Here is a 19294-nt window from a genome sequence, read left to right as displayed (position 1 = left end):
GCAGCACATCGGGGCGGATAAACAGGGGGTGGGAAAGATCGGCAGGCGCAAAGGGAGCGTTCATGGGACGGGGGGAATCGAATGGAATCTGCGCAGTATGTCGTCTGAGCACTGGCCCGGCAATGGGGAAAGCGACAGCAACCACCCGCACGCAAAAAAGCCCGCCATCGATCGATGGGCGGGCTCGCTTGTGCAGCACCAGCGCGCAAGGGCTGGGTAGCTGCGCTTATTGGATCAGGTTGACGCCGGTCTTGGACTGCACATCGTCAAAGCTCACTTCGGGGGCCAGCTCAACCACCTTCAGGCCTTCGGGCACCACATCAAACACACCCAGGTCGGTAATGATGCGGTCCACCACGCCCACGCCAGTCAATGGCAGGGTGCAGTCCTTCAAGATCTTCAGGTCGGTGGTGCCGTCCTTCTTCTTGGCCACATGCTCCATCAGCACGATGACGCGCTTGACGCCGGCGACCAGGTCCATCGCGCCGCCCATGCCCTTGACCATCTTGCCTGGAATCATCCAGTTGGCCAGATCACCCTTTTCGGACACCTGCATGGCGCCCAGGATGGACAGGTTGATCTTGCCGCCACGGATCATCGCAAAGGACTGGTCCGAGCTGAAGATGGACGAGCCGGCAATTGTGGTCACCGTCTGCTTGCCGGCATTGATCAGGTCGGCGTCGATGGCTTCTTCCGTTGGGAAGGGGCCGATGCCCAGCATGCCGTTTTCCGATTGCAGCCACACTTCCTTGTCACCGGTGTGGTTGGCCACCAAGGTAGGAATGCCGATACCGAGGTTCACATAGAAGCCGTCTTCCAGCTCTTGCGCCGCACGTGCGGCCATTTGGTCTTGGGTCCAAGGCATGACTGGCTCCTTAGTGCTTTTCGGTGATGGTGCGCTTTTCGATGCGCTTCTCGGGGGTGGCGTTGAGCACCAGGCGGTGCACATAGATGCCCGGCAGATGGATCTCGTCGGGCTTCAAGGCGCCCACTTCGACAATCTCCTCGACCTCGACGATGCAAACCTTGCCGCAGGTCGCTGCTGCCGGGTTGAAGTTGCGTGCCGTCAGGCGGAACTGCAGGTTGCCGCTCTTGTCCGCGCGCCAGGCCTTGACCAGCGACACGTCAGCGACGATGGAGCGCTCCATCACATAGGTTTCGCCGTCAAACTCGCGCAGCTCCTTGCCTTCGGCCACTTGCGTGCCCACACCGGTCTTGGTGAAGAAGGCGGGGATGCCGGCGCCGCCAGCACGCATCTTCTCGGCCAGGGTGCCTTGCGGGGTGAATTCCAGCTCCAGCTCGCCGGCCAGGTACTGGCGCTCGAACTCCTTGTTTTCGCCCACATAGGACGCAATCATCTTCTTGATCTGGCGCGTCTCCAGCAGCTTGCCCAGGCCAAAACCATCGACACCGGCATTGTTCGATGCCACCGTCAGGTCCTTGACACCGCTGTCGCGCAGCGCTTCGATCAAGGCCTCGGGAATCCCGCAAAGGCCAAAGCCGCCCACGGCCATTAACTGCTTGTCTGCCACCACGCCTTTGAGCGCGTCCGCAGCACTGGGGTAGATCTTGTTCACACTTGTCTCCTGATAAGAAGGGCTTGTATCGCCAATCAAGCATACTACGTATTAGGATACGTAGTATTTCGTAAAGGGGACAATTTTTGCCATGGCAGTGACACCACTCGACTACCGACAAGCCTTCGAAATGGCGCCTGTGGGCCTGGTGGTGTCCCACCGGCGGGTCATGATCGACTGCAATGAGCAGGTCTGCGACATGTTCCGCACCTCGCGCGAGCTGATGATGGGCCAGTCCTTTCAGATCCTCTACCCCAGCGCCGACGAGTTCGAGCGCCTGGGCCGCCGCATCGCCCCCATCATGGGCACGCATGGCCTGTACTCGGACAACCGCATCATGAAGCGCGCCAATGGCGAGATGTTCTGGTGCCACGTGATGGGCCGCGCCTTCAACCGCGAGGACCCGCATGAAGGCGGCGTCTGGAGCTTTGAGGACCTGAGCGCGCTGCGCCCGGTGCGCGCCGAGCTCACGGCCCGCGAGCGCGAAGTGGCCGCCCATCTGCTCGAAGGCATGACCAGCAAGGAAATTGGCCGGGGCCTGGGCATCAGCCACCGCACGGTCGAGATCTACCGCACCCGGCTGATGCGCAAATATGGCGCAGATTCATCGGCCGAGCTGGTGCAAAAGCTGCTGGCTGGCGGCAGCTCGCTCGACATCGTGCTGGGACCGGACGATATCTGAACCCGGCACAAGAACTTGCTCGGCGCTGCCGAGCAAGGTTCTTTCAGTGCAGCTTCATGCGGCCCGATACGCGCTGCTGCAGCAAACGGGCCAGCGCCAGCACCGCCGTCTTGCCGGTGCCCAAAATGGCGCGGTGGTGCATCAGGTGCAAGGACATATACATCCACTTGGCAATGAGGCCCTGCACAAAAAAGTTCTTGCCCGAGAGCCCTCCCATCAGATTGCCCACGCCCTTGTTGTCGCCCAGCGAGACCAGCGAGCCAAAGTCCTGGTAGACAAACACTTCGTTGAACGAGCGCTGCTTGAGCGCGGCAAACAGCAGCTTGCACAAATAGCTGCCCTGCTGGTGCGCGGCCTGGGCGCGGGCCGGCACGGTCTTGCCTTCGGTCCAGGTGGCAGCGGCGCAGTCACCCATCGCATAGATGCGGCTGGCACTGGTGCGCAGGTGGTCATCGACGACAAACTGGTTGATACGGTTGACTTCCAGCCCCAGGCGCGCATTGCTGTCGGCGGCCTTGATGCCTGCGGCCCAGACGATCAGATCGGCCGGCACCTCGCCGTTGGACGTGATCACCTGGCCCTGCGCCAGCGACTGCACACGCGTGCCGGTCATCACCCGCACGCCCTTGCGCTCCAGCGCCACACGGGCCTGCTCCGAGATACGGGGCGGCAGCCCGCCCAGAATCCGCTCGCCGCCTTCGATCAGGCTGATATCGAGCCGGAAGCGCTGGCTGTCCGACAGGCTCTCGAGCAGCATCTGGTGCGCCTCGATCAGCTCGGCCGACAGCTCCACACCCGTGGCACCGGCGCCCACAATGGCGACCGCCAGCGAGCGCGGCTCGGCATACGAGGCATGGGCACAGGCGCCAAGCCAGTCGGCATGGAAGCGCTGCGCATCGCGCACGCTCTCGAGCAGATAGGCATGCTCGATACCTGGGGTGCCAAAAGAATTGGAGCCACTGCCCATCGCCAGCACCAAATGCTGGTAGCTGATGACGCGCTCAGGCACCACCTGCTTGCCCGCATCGTTGATGACCGGCGCCAGCACAATGCTTTGCTTGGCGGCATCGAGCCCCATGCATTCGCCCATCGCAAAGCTGAAATGGTTGCGGCGTGCCAGCACGGTATAGGACAGGCCTTCCTGGTGCGCATCGAGCGTGCCCGCTGCCACTTCGTGCAAGGTGGGCTTCCAGATGTGGAAAGGCATTTTGTCCACCAGCAAGACCCGCTCGCGCCCTTCGCGCGCGCCCAGTTTGCGCCCCAGTTGTGCGGCCAGTTCCAGTCCACCTGCACCGCCGCCCACAATCACCACGTCATAGTGCATGTACGATTCCTCAAAAGATGGCTGCCATTGTTGACCATTGCCAGATTTTCTGCACCTGAGCGCCTGGATTCACAATGAAAATCCAAGGCATTCCCCACCATCGCAGCAAGGCCCACCATGCTTGAACAGATCGCTGACAACCTCTGGAGCGCCACCCAACAGATCAGCGTGCACGGCCTGCCCGTGCGCACCCGCATGACCGTGGTGCGCTTGCCCGGCGGCGCACTGTGGCTGCATTCGCCCATTGCGCCCGCGCCCACGCTGCGCGCAGCCTTGGATGCACTGGGCGACGTGCGCTGGATCGTCGCCCCCAACCGCATGCACCACCTGTTTGCCGGTGCATGGCAGGCGCATTACCCGCTGGCAGCGCTATGGGGGGCACCGGGCCTGGCGGCCAAGCGCCCGGACCTGCCCCAGCTGCACAGCCTGGACCAGGCATTGCCGGCAGCCTGGCAAAACAGCCTGCAGATGCAGCCCTTTGCAGGCCTGCCCATCCTGAATGAATGCGTCTGGCTGCACCAGCCCAGCGCCAGCCTGGTCGTGACCGATGTGCTGCAGTACTACCCGCAGGATTTGTCGCTGTCGGCGCGCCTGTTCAACAGCCTCAATGGCACGCGCAGCCGCCTGGCGATGCCGCGCGCGCTGCGCTTTGCGATTCGGGACCGGACAGCGGCCAGCGCCGCGGCAGCGCGCATCTGCGCCTGGCCGGTGCAGCGTCTGGTGCTGGCCCATGATGCGCTCATCACTGAAGACGCTCAGCAGCAACTGAATCAGGCGCTGGCGTTTTTGCTGAGCGACAAGCCCTGAACAGAAGATCACTCAGGACACCCGAAAACTCTCCAGGTGGATGCTGGTCTCGCTGTTGCTGATGCCCTTGATCAGCCGGATGCGCTCGAGCACCTGCGACAGCGCCTCCAGGCTGGCCACCTGCAGCTCGGCGAGCAGATCCCAACGGCCGTTGGTGCTGTGCAGCGCCGCCACCCCGGGCTCGCCCAGCAGGGATGCCATCACGCGCCGCGTGTCATTGCCGGTGATCTCGATGCTCATCCAGGCGCGCAGCACATCGGGCTGCACATCCGGGCGCAGGCGCACGCTGTAACCCACGATCAGGCCCTCGCGCTCCAGGCGGTCCATGCGGTTGGTAACGGTGCCGCGCGACACGCCCAGCTTGCCCGCCAAGGTGGCCACGCTCTCGCGCGCATTCTGGCGCAGCAGGCTGATCAAGGCTTGGTCAATATTATCGATATGCACAACACGGCCTGACTAATTGCTCTGGATCCTGTCATTTTCTACCATTTTTTGCACTTTGCTTTATGGCCGCGTGGACAGACACTGGTTACAGCCGCTGCAGCTGCGCCTTTTGGTGCGCGCAGCGGGCATGCCATAACGCAAAACCAGGAGCCATCATCATGACAACCCATCCAGGCCAAGTTGACTTTCTCAGCACCGATGCCGCCGCCACGCTGGTGCAACGTGTCGGCCTGACCGAGCTGCTGCGCGGCCTGGTCAGCGCGCTGGAGCAGGACTTCTCGCGCTGGCAAGACTTTGACAAGACCGCGCGCCTGGCCCACCACACGCCCGATGGCGTGATGGAATTGATGCCAGTGGGCGATGCCAGCCACTTTGCTTTCAAATATGTCAATGGCCACCCCAAAAATCCACAGCAGGGCATTCCGTCCATCATGGCCTTTGGTGCCTTGATGCGCAGCGACACCGGCGCGCCCATTTTGCTGAGCGAGTTGACCTTGACCACCGCCTTGCGCACTGCGGCCACTTCGGTGATGGCCGCCAAGCTGCTGGCACGGCGCAGCAGCCGCAGCATGGCGCTGATTGGGAACGGCTCACAGAGCGAATTCCAGGCCCTGGCCTTTGTCCGCCTGCTGGGCATTCAGTCGCTGCGCCTGTTTGATATCGACCCTGCCGCCACCGACAAGCTCATCCACCACCTGCAAACCCAGTTGCCCGGACTGCAACTGCAGCGCTGCAAGAACGCGGCCGAGGCTGTGCAAGGCGCCGATATCGTCACCACGGTTACTGCCGACAAGACCAATGCCACCATCGTCAGCCGCGCGATGGTCGAGCCGGGCATGCACCTGAACGCCGTGGGCGGCGACTGCCCGGGCAAAACCGAGCTGGACGCGGCGATTCTGCTGGACGCCAAGGTCTTCGTCGAATTTGCGCCGCAAAGCCGTATCGAAGGCGAGATCCAGCATATGCCCGAGGACTTTGCCGTCACCGAGCTGTGGCAGGTGCTGCGCGGCGAGCAAGCGGGCCGCCAGCACGAGGACGAAATAACAGTATTCGACTCGGTCGGCTTCGCGCTGGAAGACTACACCGCCTTGCGCTATATGCATGCGCTGGCCCGGGAGCACCAGCTGTTGCAACCGCTGGCCCTGCTGCCACAATTGCGCAATCCCAAAAACCTGTTCGCGCTGCTGCTGCCGCCCGACGTCCCCCATCACGACCACGAACAAGCCCACTGCCATGCCATCCCAGCCTGACCTCCTTCGCTCGCCCTCCACCGCCCTCAGTCTGATCGGCGTGCCCACCGACATCGGTGCCGGGCGCCTGGGCGCCGCGATGGGGCCGGATGCCTTGCGCGTAGCGCAACTGGGGCCCGCCTTGGCAGAGCTGGGCTGCGAGGTGCGCGACCTGGGCAACCTGGCGGGCCCGGCCAACCAGCGCAAGCCGCGCGATGCCGAGCATGGCAATCTGCGCAACTTTGGCGAAGCCGTCGCCTGGAACCGGGCGGTGCATGACGCCGTGCACGGGCAGCTGGCAGCAGGCCGCATGCCCTTGATGCTGGGCGGCGACCACAGCCTGGCGGTCGGCTCGATCAGCGCCGTGGCCCGCCACTGCCGCGACACCGGCAAGCGCCTGTTTGTGCTCTGGCTCGATGCCCATGCGGACTTCAACACGCCCGAGACTTCTCCCTCGGGCAATATCCACGGCATTCCGGTGGCCTGCCTCGCAGGCCTGGGCCCGCGCGAACTCACACACCTGGCCGGTTTTGCACCGGCGCTGGGCCCGCAGTCGCTGTGCCAGATCGGGCTGCGCAGTGTCGATGCGCAGGAAAAGCACTTGATCAAGACCCACAACATCGATGTGTTTGACATGCGCGCCATCGACGAGCTGGGCATGCGCGAGACCATGCTGCGCGCACTGGCGCCGTTGGCCGGCTGTGACCCAAGCCAGACCCATCTGCACCTGAGCTTTGATGTGGATTTTCTCGACCCCGAGATTGCCCCGGGCACAGGAACCACCGTGCGCGGCGGCCCCAACTACCGCGAAGCGCAGCTGTGCATGGAGATGATTGCCGACACCGGCCTGCTCGGCTCGATCGACATCGTCGAGCTCAACCCGGCGCTCGACCTGCGCAACCAGACCGCCGAGCTGGTGGTGGACCTGGTGCAAAGCCTGTTTGGCAAAAGCACCCTGGTCAAGGATATGCGCAGCTGATCACAGCAGGGGCCAGCGCGCTCCTGCACACTGCGCTTCAGAGAAGCATTCTTGTAGTCATTGTCTGACAGCACCGATTCATGCAGCGGTGCTGTAATGGCGCGTGTCTGCCCTGGTCTTGCGCGGGTGCCGTCCGCCCGCTCGCGGCGCCTGTGATTTTTCTCAATCACCGCGTTGCGGATATTCAATCAGCGCAAGCGTGTGGGGCAGCACCAAGGCGTTCATAATCAAAAAACATGGAATCCGGTATATTCATCGGAATTTCCTTTCATCGGATACCCCCGCGGTATCTGGCGTCCCGTCAGCTTGAACCGGAGAACCCCCCATGACCACAGAATCCAAGTGCCCCTTCCACAGCGCCACTGCACGCAACAGCGAAACGGCAGCCCAAGGCAATGGGACGACCAGCCAAAGCTGGTGGCCCAACCAGCTGCGTGTGGACCTGCTCAGCCAGCACCACCCGGCCAACAACCCTTTGGGCGCAGACTTTAACTACGCCGACGAATTCAAGAAGCTCGATTACGAGGCCGTCAAGCGCGACCTGCGCGCGCTGATGACCGACTCGCAAGACTGGTGGCCGGCCGACTTTGGCCACTATGGCCCGCAGTTCATCCGCATGGCCTGGCATGCCGCTGGCACCTACCGCGTGCAGGATGGCCGGGGCGGCGCAGGCCGTGCGCAGCAGCGCTTTGCGCCGCTCAACAGCTGGCCGGACAACGTCAATATCGACAAGTCGCGCCGCCTGCTGTGGCCCATCAAGCAAAAATACGGCAACCAGTTGTCCTGGGGCGATCTGATGATCCTGTGCGGCAACGTCGCGCTGGAGACCATGGGCTTTCGCACCTTTGGTTTTGCCGGTGGCCGCGTCGACACCTGGATGCCTGACCAGGATGTGTACTGGGGCGCCGAGAAGGAATGGCTGGCCACCAGCGACAAGGCCAACAGCCGTTACAGCGGTGAGCGTGACCTGGAAAACCCCCTCGCTGCCGTGCAGATGGGCCTGATCTATGTGAACCCCGAAGGCCCCGATGGCAATGGCGACCCGATCTCGGCGGCGCGCGACATCCGCGAGACCTTTGCCCGCATGGCCATGGACGACGAAGAGACTGTCGCGCTGATCGCTGGCGGCCACACCTTTGGCAAGACCCATGGCGCTGCGGAGGCGAGCCATGTGGGCGCCGAGCCCGAGGCCGATGGCATCGAAGCCCAGGGCCTGGGCTGGACCAGCAGCTTTGGCTCGGGCTCGGGGCGCGATGCGATCACCTCCGGCCTTGAAGTGACCTGGACGCAGACCCCCGCGCAGTGGAGCAATTTCTTCTTCGAGAACCTGTTCAAGTACGAATGGGTGCAAGAGAAAAGCCCCGCCGGTGCGATCCAATGGGTGGCCAAGGATGCCCCCGACGTCATCCCCGACGCGCATGGCGGCCCCCACAAAAAGCCCACCATGCTGACCACCGATCTGTCGCTGCGCCAGGACCCGGCTTACGAAAAGATCTCGCGCCGCTTTCTGGAAAATCCCCAGGCCTTTGCCGAAGCTTTTGCCCGCGCCTGGTTCAAACTCACCCACCGCGACATGGGCCCGCGCAGCCGCTACCTGGGCCCCGAAGTGCCCCGCGAAGAGCTGGTCTGGCAAGACCCGATCCCGGCCGTCAGCCATCCGCTGGTCAATACCGATGATGTGGCCAGCCTCAAGGCGCAGGTCCTGGCATCGGGCTTGAGCGTGCAGGAGCTGGTGGGCACTGCGTGGGCTTCGGCCTCGACCTACCGCGGCTCGGACATGCGCGGCGGCGCCAATGGCGCCCGCATCCGCCTGGCTCCGCAAAAGGACTGGGAAGTGAACCAACCCGAGCAACTGGCCAAGGTACTGGGCGTGCTCGAAGGCATTCAGCGCAGCTTCAACAAGGCCGCTGATGGTGACAAGCGTATCTCGCTGGCCGACCTGATCGTGCTGGCCGGCAATGCCGGTGTGGAGAAGGCCGCTGCCGATGCCGGTGTGCCCACCACCGTGCCCTTCCACCCCGGCCGCAGCGATGCAACGGCCGAGCAGACCGATGCCGCATCCTTCCAGTACCTCGAGCCCAAGGCCGATGGTTTTCGCAACCACCTGCAGGGCCGCTTTGCCGCGCCGGCCGAGGCACTGCTGATCGACAAGGCCCAGCTGCTGACCTTGACCGCGCCGGAGCTGACCGTACTGGTCGGCGGCCTGCGCGCCATCAACATCAACACCGCTGGCAACCCGCAAGGCGTGCTGACGGCCAAGCCCGGCACCTTGAGCAATGACTTCTTTGTGCACCTGCTGGACATGGGCACGCAATGGAAGGCCCAGGACGACGGCAGCTTTGTCGGCGTGGACCGCAAGAGCGGTGCCCAGCGCTGGACGGCCAGCCGCGTCGATCTGGTCTTTGGCTCCAATGCGATCCTGCGCGCCGTGGCCGAAGTCTATGCCCAGACCGGTGCCAAGGAAAAAATGGTCAAGGATTTTGTCGCCGCCTGGACCAAGGTGATGGAGCTGGACCGCTTTGACCTGAAGTAAGCCGCCGCCATAAAAAGCCGCCCGCCCATCCCTGCCGCAGGGATGGGCGGGCATTTTTATGGCGGGCTGGCCTTGGCTGCTGCTGCGGCCAGCCATTTGCCGCTGGGCCAGCCGCCCGAGGCAACGGCCGCCGCCAGAATCTCGCGCAGCACGGCCAAGGTGGCGCGTACCGGCTTGGTCATGCTGCGGTTGGCGGCATAGGCCAGCGCAATCACCCGCTTGAGCTCGGGCTCGGTCAACGGCGCGCCCTCCAACCTGCCGGCTGCCAGGTCGCTGACCACCGCAATCGGGGGCAAGATGGTGTAGCCCAGGCCATCGATCACCACGCTGCGCTGCACCGGCAGCGCATCGGTCTCCACGCAGATGTTGAGCTGCAGGTTCTCCAGCGCGCAGGCATGCTCGACCAGCAGCCGGATGCCATGCGGGTTGCTGGGCAGCACCAGCGCCCGGCCCGCCATATCGGCCATGCGCACGGCCGTGGCACCAGCCATGCCGCAGCCCTTGGGGCCCAGGCCCCACAACTCCTCTTCGATGAGCGGCTCCAGCACCAGATCGGGGTGTTTCTCAGCTGCATACAGCAAGGCCACATCGACCTGGCCGCTCACCAGCCAGGGCCTGAGCGTGCCGGCGTAGGCGACCGTCAGGCGCAGCTTGATGCCCGGGTAGCGGCTGGCCAGCGCGGCGACCAGCGCGCTGGAGACCACATCGCAGGTGCTGGGCAAGAGGCCAATGGTGACGAGACCCGTCACCTCGTCTTGCGTGCCCGCCAGTTGCAGCCGCGCTTTTTCCAGCTCGCCAAACGCGCGGCGTGCGTAGCTCGCCAGCTCCTGGCCCTGCTCGGTCAGCACCATGCCATGGCGCTCGCGCTCAAACAGCGCGCAGCCCAGGTCTTCCTCCAGCAGCTTCAGCTGGCGCGACACCGCCGGCTGCACCACATGCAGCAGCTCCGATGCGCGGGTCACGCTGCCGGTGTCGGCGACGGTCAAAAAGGCCTTGAGTTGCTTGAAATCCATGCTGCAGCCTCGATCAGATTGCGTGATAGTTATATCAAAAATGGTGATTATTCAAATCACATCATCACATTTTATGATGCCTTCACTGGTTCACAAAACGGAAAGCAGATGAACGCCAATCCCAACCCACCTCCCTGGCAAAAAGACATTTTTCAGGCCATCAAGGATGCCGGCGTGCAGCAAGTGGCCTATGTGCCCGATGCCGGCCACGCCTATGTCATCAAAAGCGCGATCGCCGATCCCGAGATCACCGATGTGGCGCTGACCACCGAAGAAGAAGGCGTGGCCGTGGCCGCTGGCGCCTGGCTGGGCGGCCAGCGCGCGGTGCTGCTGATGCAAAGCAGCGGTGTCGGCAACTGCATCAACATGTTCTCGCTGCTCAGCGCCGCCGACATCCCTTTTGTCACCATCGTCACAATGCGCGGTGAGTACGCCGAGTTCAACCCCTGGCAAGCGCCGATGGGCCGGGCCACGCAGGCGGCGATGGAGCTGATGGGCATCCATGTGATGCGCGTGCGCCGCCCCGAAGATGCGCAGGAGGTCGTCAGCGCAGCGCTCGATGGCGCCTTCATGGCCGGCGCCCGCATCGCCGTGCTGATTGGCCAGGACGTGATCGGCCGCAAGAAATGGGAGAGAAAGTAATGCAGACCCGCGAGAATTCCGCCGCCATGGACCGCCGCCTGTTTGTCGCGCGCCTGCTGGCCAAAACCCCCGAGGCGCTGGTCGTCACCGGCCTGGGCTCGGCCTCCTACGATGTGTTTGCCGCCGGCGACCGTGACCACAACTACTACCTCTGGGGTGCGATGGGCGGCGCCTCGTCGGTGGCCCTGGGCATTGCGCTGGCCCAGCCCACGCGCCCGGTAGTGGTCATCACCGGCGACGGCGAGCAGATGATGGGCATTGGCAGCCTGGCCACGATTGCCGCCAAGTCGCCCGCCAACCTCAGCATCGTCGTGCTGGACAACGGCCACTACGGCGAGACTGGCATGCAAAAGAGCCATAGCAGCCTGGGCACCGACCTGGTGGCCGTGGCGCGCGGCTTTGGCATTGCCCAGGTGCAGCAGCTGCGCACCTTGGACGAAGCCGATGCGCTGGCCGCGCATATCAACGCCCGCAAGGCCACCACCTTTGTGCAGGCGTTGATCCATGCCGATGAGCCGCCCCGCGCGCTGCCGCCGCGCGATGGCCCCTTCATCAAGAACCGCTTTCGCAGCGCGCTGGGCCTGCAGCCGTTCTAGCCATAGCAGGGATGCCGCCCGGCATCCCTTCTCAGCTCTATCCAGCTCTCTTCAGCACTAGCCAGCACCACCCAGAGCTGCCCTCAGCCATCGAATGCCCTTTGCCATGAAACGCTACTCCCTTCAGATTGCCGGCCTGGCCCAGCCCCCCGCCAGCGGCCAATGGATTGCCAGCCTCAACCCCTACACGGGCGAGGCCTGGGCTGAAATACCCGATGGCAGCGCCGCCGATGTCGATGCGGCCGTGCAGGCGGCGCACCAAGCCTTTAGCAGCGGCGCCTGGCCGCAGCTGAGCGCGACCGAACGCGGCGCATTGCTGCGCAAGCTCGCCACCTTGATCGAGCGCGATGCCGAGAAGCTCGCCCGCACCGAAGTGATGGACAACGGCAAGCTGTTCGCCGAGATGCGCGGCCAGCTTCAGTACATCCCGCAGTGGTTCCACTACTACGCCGGCCTGGCCGACAAGGTGCAAGGGGCCACCTTGCCGCTGGACAAGAAAGGCTATTTCGCCTTTACCCGCCATGAGCCGCTGGGCGTAGTGGCTGCCATCACGCCCTGGAACTCCCCGCTGTTTCTGCTGGCCTGGAAGATTGCGCCGGCGCTGGCAGCCGGCTGCACGGTGGTGGTCAAGCCGTCCGAGTTCACCTCGGCCTCGACCCTGGAGTTTGCCGAGCTGTTCAATGAAGCTGGCTTTCCGCCCGGCGTGTTCAACGTGGTCACCGGCTATGGCGCGCAGGTGGGCAGCGCCCTGGTGGCGCACCCGCTGGTCGCCAAGGTCAGCTTCACCGGCTCCGATGTGACCGGCCGCGCGATCAACCAGGCGGCCGCCGGCCAGCTCAAGCATGCCTCCATGGAGCTGGGCGGCAAATCGCCCAACATCGTGTTTGCCGATGCCGATCTGGAGCAGGCCATGTATGGTGCTATCTCGGGCATCTTTGCCGCCACGGGGCAAACCTGTATCGCCGGATCGCGGCTTTTGGTACAGCGCAGCATCCACGATGCCTTTGTCGAGCGCCTGGTGGCTTTTGCCGCCACCGCCCGCATGGGCGACCCGATGAGCCTGGAGACCCAGGTCGGCCCGGTCACCACCCCGCCCCAGTACGAGAAAGTGCTGTCCTATATCGACATCGCCAAGGCCGAGGGTGCCCGGGTGGTGTTGGGAGGTGCGAAAGCCAGCCGCGCCGAATGCGGCAAGGGCTGGTTCATTGAGCCTACCATCCTCACCGGCGTGCACAACGGCATGCGCATTGCGCAGGAAGAGGTGTTTGGCCCGGTGCTGTCGGTGATCCCCTTTGACGACGAGGCCGATGCGCTGCGCATTGCCAACGATGTGCGCTTTGGCCTGGCCGCTGCCGTCTGGACTAGCGATATCGGGCGCGCGCTGCGCATGTCCGAGCGCCTGCAGGCGGGCACCGTCTGGATCAACACCTACCGCGCCGTCAGCTTTATGGCGCCCTTTGGCGGCTACAAGGACTCGGGCCTGGGCCGCGAAAACGGCCAGAGCGCGATCTACGAATACCTGCAGACCAAGTCGGTCTGGATCAATAGCGGAGCGACCACGAGCAACCCCTTTGTACTGCGTTAGTTCCCGCGCCTAGCAGGTGACACAGAGCACCGCAGGCCTTTCGTTTAAAAACTCCAGGAGACAAACCATGAGAAAAGCACACGGCCCCCTGACTGCCGCGGCACTGGCTACGGCCGCCCTGCTCGCCACCGGCGCGCAGGCCGCGCCCGACAAGGTCAAGATCGCCTTCATCACCGACATGTCGGGCCTGTACTCGGACTTTGATGGGCCCGGTGGCCTGGACGCGATCCGCATGGCCGTGGCCGATTTTGGCGGCGAGGTGCTGGGGCGCAAGATCGAGATCATCTCGGCCGACCACCAGAACAAGGCCGACATCGCCGCATCGAAGGCGCGCCAATGGTGGGATAACGACAATGTCGACCTGATCATCGGAGGGTCGAACTCGGCCGTGTCGCTGGCAATCAGCAACCTGTCCAAGGACAAGAAAAAGGTGTTCATCAGCGCCGGCGCCGGTGCCGATTCGCTGACCGAAGAGGCCTGCCAGCCCTATATGGTGCGCTACACCTACTCCACCTCAGCGCAGGCACGCGGCACTGCCGCCGCGCTGGTGGGCCAGGGCTACAAGGACTGGTACTTCCTCACGTCGGACTACGCCTTTGGCCACTCGATGGAGCAGGCCGCGATCAATGTGGTCAAGCAAACCGGCGGCAATGTGGTGGGCGCGATCCGCCATCCGCTCAGCACCTCCGATTTCTCGTCCTATGTGATGAAGGCGCAAAGCTCGGGCGCCAAGGTGATGGGCCTGGCCAATGGCGGCGGCGACACAATCAACGCCATCAAAACCGCCAAAGAGTTTGGCATTGACAAGAAGATGAACGTGGCCGCGCTGATGGCCTTCATCACCGATATCCACAGCCTGGGCCTAGGCACCACCGGCGGCATGTACCTGACCGAGGGCTGGTACTGGGACATGAGCGATGCCTCGCGCGCATTCTCCCAGCGCTTCTACGACAAGAACAAGAAGATGCCCACCACCTTCCAGGCGGGTGACTACTCGGCCACCACCACTTACCTGAAGGCAGTGCAAAAGGCAGGCAGCACCGAGCCCGACCAGGTGATGGCCGCGCTCAAGTCGCTGCCCATCGATGACATGTTTGCCAAGGGCTACATCCGAGCCGATGGCGCCATGGTGCATGACATGTACCTGATGCAGGTGAAAAAGCCGGCCGAATCGACCAAGCCCTGGGACTACTACAAGGTGGTCAGCACCATCCCGGGCGACAAGGCCTATGCACCGTCCAAGGAAGGTGCCTGCCCGCTACTCAAGCCTGCGGCCTGAAGCCCGGCTCGCGCTTTCCGACTGACTGCGCTGCGCGCCCACCATGCGCGCAGCGCCACCTATTGCCTTGAGAGTGAGACATGAACGAGAACCTGATCAATGGCCAGTGGCTGGCCGGCGCCAGCACGATCCAAAGCTGGAACCCCTCTGACACCCGCGAACTGGTGGGCGAGTATGCGGCCGCCGATGCCCAGCAGATGCAGCAGGCCGTGGCCGCAGCGCGCGCCGCCTTTGGACGCTGGCAGCACACCACCACGCAGATGCGCTCGGACTTTTTGCAGCGCGTGGCCAACCAGATGATGGCGCAAAAGGAAAGCCTGGGCCTGCTGGTCTCGCGCGAAGCGGGCAAAACCTTGGCCGAAGGCCTGGGAGAGGTGGTGCGCGCCGCGCAGATCTTCCAGTTCTTTGCTGGCGAATGCCTGCGCTATGGCGGCGAGAGCCTGCCTTCGGTGCGGCCGGACATCGGCGTGCAGATCAGCCGCCATGCGCTGGGCGTCGTGAGCCTGATTACGCCCTGGAACTTTCCGATCGCCATCCCCGCCTGGAAGATTGCCCCGGCGCTGGCCTTTGGCAACACCGTGGTGCTCAAGCCCTCGGAATACACGCCCGGCGTGGCCCATGCGCTCTTTCGCATTCTCGATGAGCAAGGCCTGCTGCCGGGCGTGGCCAACCTGGTCAACGGCAGCGGCAAGCATGCGGCGCAGGGGCTGCTGAGCGGCGTCGATGCGGTGTCGTTTACCGGCAGCGTGCATGTGGGCCAGAGCATTGCGCAGACCGCCATCGGCGAGATGATCCGGCTGCAGCTGGAGATGGGTGGCAAGAACCCGCTGGTGGTGCTCGATGACGCCGACCTGGATGTGGCCGTGGAATGCGCACTCAACGGCGCCTTCTACTCGGCCGGCCAGCGCTGCACGGCGTCGAGCCGCCTCATCGTCACCGAGCGGGTGCATGACCGCTTTGTCGAGGCGCTGACGGCGCGCATGCGTGCCATGGTCGTCGGCAACAGCCTGGACAAGACCACGCAGATCGGGCCGGTCATCAACCAGTCGCAGTTCGACAAGATCCAGCACTACCTGGACCTGGGCAGGCGCGAAGGCGCCGAGCTGGTCGAAGGCGGCACGCCAGTGCAGGCGGCGACCCCGGGCTACTTTGTGCGGCCTGCCCTGCTCACCGCAACCCACAACGCCATGCGCATCAACCAGGAAGAGATTTTTGGCCCGGTCGCCAGCGTCATCAAGGTCGCCGACTACGACGAGGCACTGGCCACCGCCAACGACACGCGCTACGGCCTGTCGGCCGGCATCTGTACCACCTCGTTGCGCGCTGCCAACCACTTCCGCCTGCATGTGCGCAGCGGGCTGGCCATGGTCAACCTGCCCACCGCCGGGCTCGACTACCACGTGCCCTTTGGCGGCACCCGCGCCTCCAGCTACGGCCCGCGCGAGCAAGGGCGCTATGCAGTCGATTTCTACACCAGCATCAAGACGGCCTACATCGCGTACTGAGCCCTCTTTCCATTCCCATACCACTTAGAACTTTTCGCAGGAGACCCTCACCATGACAGACAGCATCGGTTTTATCGGCCTGGGGCGCATGGGCCGCTCGATGGCCGCCAATCTGCAGAAAAAAGGCTTCAGCCTGTTGGTGGCCGACCTCAACCCCCAGGCCGTGGAGGCACTGGTCGCGCTGGGCGCCGAGGCCGCGAGCGTGCCCGACATTGCACGCCGCTGCTCGGTGGTCATCACCATGCTGCCGTCCTCGGTCGAGGTCGAGCAGATCGCCCAGGGCGCTGATGGCATCTTTGCCAACGCGCTGCCCGGCACCATCTTGCTGGACATGAGCACCATTGACCCGCTCGCCACCGACCGGCTCAGCAAAGCGGCCGCCGGCCGCCAGATAACCGTGGTCGACGCCCCAGTGGGGCGCCTGGCCGAGCATGCCGACCGGGGCGAGAGCCTGTTCATGGTGGGCGCGAGCGAGGCCGATTTCGCCAAGGTCAAACCGCTGCTCGATGCGATGGGCACCACTACCTACCACTGCGGCCCGGTGGGCACAGGCGGGCGCACCAAGCTGGTCAACAACTATGTGGCCATCACCTTGTGCCAGGTCAATGCCGAGGCGCTGGCCCTGTCGCAGCGCTTTGGGCTCGACATCAGCAAAACCCTGCAGGTGCTCTTGGGTACCTCGGCCAACAATGGCCAGCTGCGCATGAACTTTCCCAACAAGGTGCTGGCTGGCGATACTTCGCCGGGCTTTACCATCGATCTGGCGCACAAGGATTTGTCACTGGTCATCAGCGCCGCGCACGCGGCCCGTGTGCCTATGCCCGTGGCCGCTGCCGTGCATGAGTCCTTTAGCCTGGCGCGTGCCAGCGCGTTTGGCGGTATCGATTTTTCCGGCATGGCCGATGTGGTCTGCGAGCTGGCCAAGATCGAGCGGCCCCGCGTGCCCAAGAGCTGGAAGCCCAGCTGATCGCCGAGCAGCTGCAAGCCGCCCAGGAAGAAACGCCCGCCAGGGGCGTTTTCTGCATCCGGCCCTTGGCTCAGAGCATCGATGCGCGGTGCGCCGCCACCCCGGCCATCGCCCCATCGGCCACCGACAGCGCAATGCTGCCCGCTGCACGCGCAGCATCGCCGCAGGCAAACACATTGGCTACGCTGGTCTGCTGCATTGCATCGACCTGCACATAGGGGCCCATCGGGCCATCGGCCAGCACGCATCCGAGCTGCTGGGCCACGGGGCTCGCGGGCGTGGTGCGGGGCTGCGTGAACAGGCCTTGCATAGACAAGGTCCGGCCATCGGCCAGCACCACATCCGCCCAGCCATCGATGCGCAGCACCGGCGTGGCCTCGATCTGGGTGCCGCGCCGGGCAAACCCGACCAGATCCGCCTCCGTCGGCTCGTAGAGCCCGTTGAGGAACAAGGTGGTCGGGCCCCAATCGGGCAGCATCAGTGCATGGTGCTGGGCCAGTGGTGACGCGGCAATCACACCAATCGCGCCGCCGCCCACCTCATAGCCATGGCAGTACGGGCAATGGAACACGCTGCGGCCCCAGCGCTCGGCCAGGCCCGGCACGGCGGGCAGTTCATCGCGCACACCGGTGGCCAGCACCAGGCGGCGCGCCACCAGCAACTGGCCCCCCACCTCCAAGGCCAGCTCGCCGCTGGGAAGCACCCGGGCTTGCCGGGCCTCACCTTTAATCCAGCGCACGGTTGGGTACTGTAGCAATTGCGCACGCGCCTCTTGCCACAGCTGGGCAGGCGCCATGCCGTCGCGCGACAAAAAGCCGTGCGAGCTGCTGCCGGCCTCGTCCACAAAACGGTTGCGGCGCAGGCCCGCATCGACGACGGTGACCTGGCGGCGCGCCCGTGCCAGCTGCAACGCAGCCGACATACCGGCATAGCTGCCGCCGACGATGGCGAAATCAGTGTGCATGTCCATGGTGGTCCTCTATACGGTGGGGGGTGGATGTTTTGGCCAGCCGGTGCGCACGCAGCGAAGCGCCGATCTGGGCAGACAGCTGCGCCAGGGTGATGCCGCCCAGCTGGGCCAGGAGCGAGGCCTCGGCCTCCTGCATCGCGCTGCGCAGCGAGCTGTTCACGACCTGTGCGACCAGGCACTCGGGGTGGTCCTCGCGAAAGCCCAGCGACACCAGCGCCGGTGCGCCCAGCGCCTGGTGGATATCGCGCAGCGTCGTCTCGCCCCAGCTGGGCGCAATCAGCCAGCCGCCCCCATGGCCCTTGCCGGACGAGACCATGCCCGCCTCGCGCAAGCCGGCCATCAAGCGCCGCAGCACCACTGGGTTGGTGTCCATGGTCTGCGCCAGGACCTCGGAGGTCAGCGGCGTCTGCGCCTCGGCCAGGTGCAGCAGCACATGGAGAACATCTGAAAACTGGCTGTTATGCTTCATGCAACTATTGTAGTTACATGAAATGAATCTGTGCCATTAGCTCTGCAAAGAACCATTACCCCCGCTAAGGTCAAGCGCTTGTTGTGATTTCTATCGACCTTGCAAGTTTTTGTCGGTTCTCCATGGGTTTTGAATTTTTCTCACTGAAGTTTGAACTCGGAGCGTTTTGAGCTCAGCCCGAGGGTGTGCAGGGGCGGCTTCCAGCCTGTCGCCGGCCCGTGAGACTGCTGATGCGCCTGGTCCATTCGAAACTAGGATGGCGGCTATCGGCCGGTAGAGGACAGCCGCAAGGCAGCTCCGATAGACGACTTCAGGCTGATTGCTGCCGGTCAGAATGCGGCATCGAACAGCCGCTGACGTCGAAACCTGCCAATCGCCATTGCCATACGCTTTTCCGTAAGGCATCACCGTTTTTCGCAATGTCGGCACGTGAAACACGAGCACTGTCAGGACCAACTCGCGGTTCTTGTCGCCGCTGCTATGAAAGACGTATCGGAAGCCGCTCTCGTGCGGTCACGCCACGGCGCGTTTGAAGTTGCCGTGCGCCTTGGCAACAGTGTCGATGCCGGTGAGAACGGTTGAGGTCTCAGTGCCACGATTGAAAACGAGGATCGCGGTTTTCCTATCGCGCCACGTGGTGTAGCCAAGCCGCTGGTCAATGGCCTCACCGAAGGCTTTCGGCCCCATTCAGAA

The 19294-nt window shown here is 64.1% G+C and carries 19 protein-coding genes; 11 read left to right on the top strand and 8 right to left on the bottom strand.

Annotated features, from left to right (window positions below):
- Positions 1-226: 226 nt before the first annotated feature.
- Both ACPEE1_RS11400 and ACPEE1_RS11395 read right to left on the bottom strand, forming a co-directional pair.
- Positions 227-865: a 3-oxoacid CoA-transferase subunit B gene (locus ACPEE1_RS11400; protein ID WP_116923995.1), complete on the bottom strand. Its 639-nt coding sequence runs from the start codon at positions 863-865 to the stop codon at positions 227-229.
- A 10-nt stretch (positions 866-875) separates the two neighbouring features.
- Positions 876-1577, bottom strand: coding sequence for a CoA transferase subunit A (locus tag ACPEE1_RS11395; RefSeq protein WP_021025867.1), 702 nt, complete (start codon positions 1575-1577; stop codon positions 876-878).
- 91 nt (positions 1578-1668) lie between these two features.
- On the opposite strand from ACPEE1_RS11395, the gene ACPEE1_RS11390 reads away from it, so the two are divergent.
- Positions 1669-2259, top strand: coding sequence for a PAS and helix-turn-helix domain-containing protein (locus tag ACPEE1_RS11390; protein ID WP_116923996.1), 591 nt, complete (start codon positions 1669-1671; stop codon positions 2257-2259).
- A 43-nt stretch (positions 2260-2302) separates the two neighbouring features.
- On the opposite strand, the gene ACPEE1_RS11385 is transcribed toward ACPEE1_RS11390, so the two are convergent.
- Positions 2303-3583 carry an NAD(P)/FAD-dependent oxidoreductase gene (locus tag ACPEE1_RS11385; RefSeq protein ID WP_116923997.1) on the bottom strand — a complete coding sequence of 427 codons (1281 nt, stop codon included), beginning with the start codon at positions 3581-3583 and terminating at the stop codon, positions 2303-2305.
- 117 nt (positions 3584-3700) lie between these two features.
- Between ACPEE1_RS11385 and ACPEE1_RS11380 the strand changes: the two genes are divergently transcribed.
- Positions 3701-4390 carry a DUF4336 domain-containing protein gene (locus ACPEE1_RS11380; protein ID WP_423932672.1) on the top strand — a complete coding sequence of 230 codons (690 nt, stop codon included), beginning with the start codon at positions 3701-3703 and terminating at the stop codon, positions 4388-4390.
- Positions 4391-4402: 12 nt separating this feature from the next.
- Here the strand turns inward: ACPEE1_RS11380 and ACPEE1_RS11375 are convergent, their stop codons facing one another.
- Positions 4403-4828 carry an Lrp/AsnC family transcriptional regulator gene (locus ACPEE1_RS11375; RefSeq protein WP_116924455.1) on the bottom strand — a complete coding sequence of 142 codons (426 nt, stop codon included), beginning with the start codon at positions 4826-4828 and terminating at the stop codon, positions 4403-4405.
- A 164-nt stretch (positions 4829-4992) separates the two neighbouring features.
- Between ACPEE1_RS11375 and ACPEE1_RS11370 the strand changes: the two genes are divergently transcribed.
- The 3 genes from ACPEE1_RS11370 to katG all read left to right on the top strand — a co-directional run bounded on the left by ACPEE1_RS11370 (position 4993) and on the right by katG (position 9575).
- Positions 4993-6084, top strand: a complete 1092-nt coding sequence (locus ACPEE1_RS11370; protein WP_423932670.1) for an ornithine cyclodeaminase — start codon at positions 4993-4995, stop codon at positions 6082-6084.
- Positions 6068-7042 (top strand): arginase, encoded by a 975-nt coding sequence (rocF, locus tag ACPEE1_RS11365; protein WP_116924000.1) that lies wholly within the window; start codon positions 6068-6070, stop codon positions 7040-7042. Before ACPEE1_RS11370 ends, rocF begins: the two co-directional genes overlap by 17 nt.
- Before the next feature lie 325 nt (positions 7043-7367).
- A complete protein-coding gene (katG, locus tag ACPEE1_RS11360; RefSeq protein WP_116924001.1) occupies positions 7368-9575 on the top strand; it encodes a catalase/peroxidase HPI in 2208 nt (735 codons plus the stop codon).
- A gap of 56 nt (positions 9576-9631) precedes the next feature.
- Here the strand turns inward: katG and ACPEE1_RS11355 are convergent, their stop codons facing one another.
- Positions 9632-10588 carry a LysR family transcriptional regulator gene (locus tag ACPEE1_RS11355; RefSeq protein ID WP_116924002.1) on the bottom strand — a complete coding sequence of 319 codons (957 nt, stop codon included), beginning with the start codon at positions 10586-10588 and terminating at the stop codon, positions 9632-9634.
- 108 nt (positions 10589-10696) lie between these two features.
- Here ACPEE1_RS11355 and ACPEE1_RS11350 point away from each other — a divergent pair, with 108 nt between their 5' ends.
- The 6 genes from ACPEE1_RS11350 to ACPEE1_RS11325 all read left to right on the top strand — a co-directional run bounded on the left by ACPEE1_RS11350 (position 10697) and on the right by ACPEE1_RS11325 (position 17162).
- Positions 10697-11230, top strand: a complete 534-nt coding sequence (locus ACPEE1_RS11350; protein ID WP_116924003.1) for a thiamine pyrophosphate-binding protein — start codon at positions 10697-10699, stop codon at positions 11228-11230.
- The gene (locus tag ACPEE1_RS11345) at positions 11230-11826 is read left to right on the top strand and encodes a thiamine pyrophosphate-dependent enzyme (protein ID WP_423932664.1); all 597 of its coding nucleotides are present in this window, start codon (positions 11230-11232) and stop codon (positions 11824-11826) included. The genes ACPEE1_RS11350 and ACPEE1_RS11345 overlap by 1 nt, the downstream gene beginning before the upstream one ends.
- A gap of 106 nt (positions 11827-11932) precedes the next feature.
- Positions 11933-13411: an aldehyde dehydrogenase gene (locus ACPEE1_RS11340; RefSeq protein WP_423932661.1), complete on the top strand. Its 1479-nt coding sequence runs from the start codon at positions 11933-11935 to the stop codon at positions 13409-13411.
- A gap of 67 nt (positions 13412-13478) precedes the next feature.
- Positions 13479-14690, top strand: coding sequence for an ABC transporter substrate-binding protein (locus tag ACPEE1_RS11335; protein ID WP_116924005.1), 1212 nt, complete (start codon positions 13479-13481; stop codon positions 14688-14690).
- Positions 14691-14770: 80 nt separating this feature from the next.
- On the top strand, positions 14771-16195 hold the full coding sequence (locus tag ACPEE1_RS11330; protein ID WP_423932658.1) for an aldehyde dehydrogenase family protein: 1425 nt from the start codon (positions 14771-14773) through the stop codon (positions 16193-16195).
- Between the two features lie 52 nt (positions 16196-16247).
- Positions 16248-17162 carry an NAD(P)-dependent oxidoreductase gene (locus tag ACPEE1_RS11325; protein ID WP_423932656.1) on the top strand — a complete coding sequence of 305 codons (915 nt, stop codon included), beginning with the start codon at positions 16248-16250 and terminating at the stop codon, positions 17160-17162.
- A 70-nt stretch (positions 17163-17232) separates the two neighbouring features.
- Here the strand turns inward: ACPEE1_RS11325 and ACPEE1_RS11320 are convergent, their stop codons facing one another.
- From ACPEE1_RS11320 to ACPEE1_RS11310, 3 genes are all read right to left on the bottom strand, one after another.
- Complete coding sequence (locus ACPEE1_RS11320) at positions 17233-18126, bottom strand: NAD(P)/FAD-dependent oxidoreductase (RefSeq protein WP_423936432.1); 894 nt, start codon at positions 18124-18126, stop codon at positions 17233-17235.
- Entirely contained in the window at positions 18116-18601 is a 486-nt protein-coding gene (locus ACPEE1_RS11315) for an Rrf2 family transcriptional regulator (RefSeq protein ID WP_116924009.1), read from the bottom strand. Before ACPEE1_RS11315 ends, ACPEE1_RS11320 begins: the two co-directional genes overlap by 11 nt.
- Positions 18602-19114: 513 nt before the next feature.
- The gene (locus ACPEE1_RS11310) at positions 19115-19288 is read right to left on the bottom strand and encodes a hypothetical protein (RefSeq protein WP_182341697.1); all 174 of its coding nucleotides are present in this window, start codon (positions 19286-19288) and stop codon (positions 19115-19117) included.
- Positions 19289-19294 lie beyond the last annotated feature (6 nt).

Source organism: Comamonas sp. 23, from assembly GCF_049601575.1.
Taxonomy (GTDB): domain Bacteria; phylum Pseudomonadota; class Gammaproteobacteria; order Burkholderiales; family Burkholderiaceae_C; genus Comamonas; species Comamonas squillarum.
Note: the sequence above shows the minus strand (reverse complement) of the source record. Positions and strands in the feature narration are given on the sequence as shown.

Coding starts and splice junctions, on each gene's coding strand:
- ACPEE1_RS11400 (WP_116923995.1), bottom strand. CDS start 865: ATGCCTTGGACCCAAGACCAAATGGCCGCACGTGCGGCGCAAGAGCTG.
- ACPEE1_RS11390 (WP_116923996.1), top strand. CDS start 1,669: ATGGCAGTGACACCACTCGACTACCGACAAGCCTTCGAAATGGCGCCT.
- ACPEE1_RS11385 (WP_116923997.1), bottom strand. CDS start 3,583: ATGCACTATGACGTGGTGATTGTGGGCGGCGGTGCAGGTGGACTGGAA.
- ACPEE1_RS11380 (WP_423932672.1), top strand. CDS start 3,701: ATGCTTGAACAGATCGCTGACAACCTCTGGAGCGCCACCCAACAGATC.
- ACPEE1_RS11370 (WP_423932670.1), top strand. CDS start 4,993: ATGACAACCCATCCAGGCCAAGTTGACTTTCTCAGCACCGATGCCGCC.
- rocF (WP_116924000.1), top strand. CDS start 6,068: ATGCCATCCCAGCCTGACCTCCTTCGCTCGCCCTCCACCGCCCTCAGT.
- katG (WP_116924001.1), top strand. CDS start 7,368: ATGACCACAGAATCCAAGTGCCCCTTCCACAGCGCCACTGCACGCAAC.
- ACPEE1_RS11355 (WP_116924002.1), bottom strand. CDS start 10,588: ATGGATTTCAAGCAACTCAAGGCCTTTTTGACCGTCGCCGACACCGGC.
- ACPEE1_RS11350 (WP_116924003.1), top strand. CDS start 10,697: ATGAACGCCAATCCCAACCCACCTCCCTGGCAAAAAGACATTTTTCAG.
- ACPEE1_RS11345 (WP_423932664.1), top strand. CDS start 11,230: ATGCAGACCCGCGAGAATTCCGCCGCCATGGACCGCCGCCTGTTTGTC.
- ACPEE1_RS11340 (WP_423932661.1), top strand. CDS start 11,933: ATGAAACGCTACTCCCTTCAGATTGCCGGCCTGGCCCAGCCCCCCGCC.
- ACPEE1_RS11335 (WP_116924005.1), top strand. CDS start 13,479: ATGAGAAAAGCACACGGCCCCCTGACTGCCGCGGCACTGGCTACGGCC.
- ACPEE1_RS11330 (WP_423932658.1), top strand. CDS start 14,771: ATGAACGAGAACCTGATCAATGGCCAGTGGCTGGCCGGCGCCAGCACG.
- ACPEE1_RS11325 (WP_423932656.1), top strand. CDS start 16,248: ATGACAGACAGCATCGGTTTTATCGGCCTGGGGCGCATGGGCCGCTCG.
- ACPEE1_RS11320 (WP_423936432.1), bottom strand. CDS start 18,126: ATGCACACTGATTTCGCCATCGTCGGCGGCAGCTATGCCGGTATGTCG.
- ACPEE1_RS11315 (WP_116924009.1), bottom strand. CDS start 18,601: ATGAAGCATAACAGCCAGTTTTCAGATGTTCTCCATGTGCTGCTGCAC.
- ACPEE1_RS11310 (WP_182341697.1), bottom strand. CDS start 19,288: ATGGGGCCGAAAGCCTTCGGTGAGGCCATTGACCAGCGGCTTGGCTAC.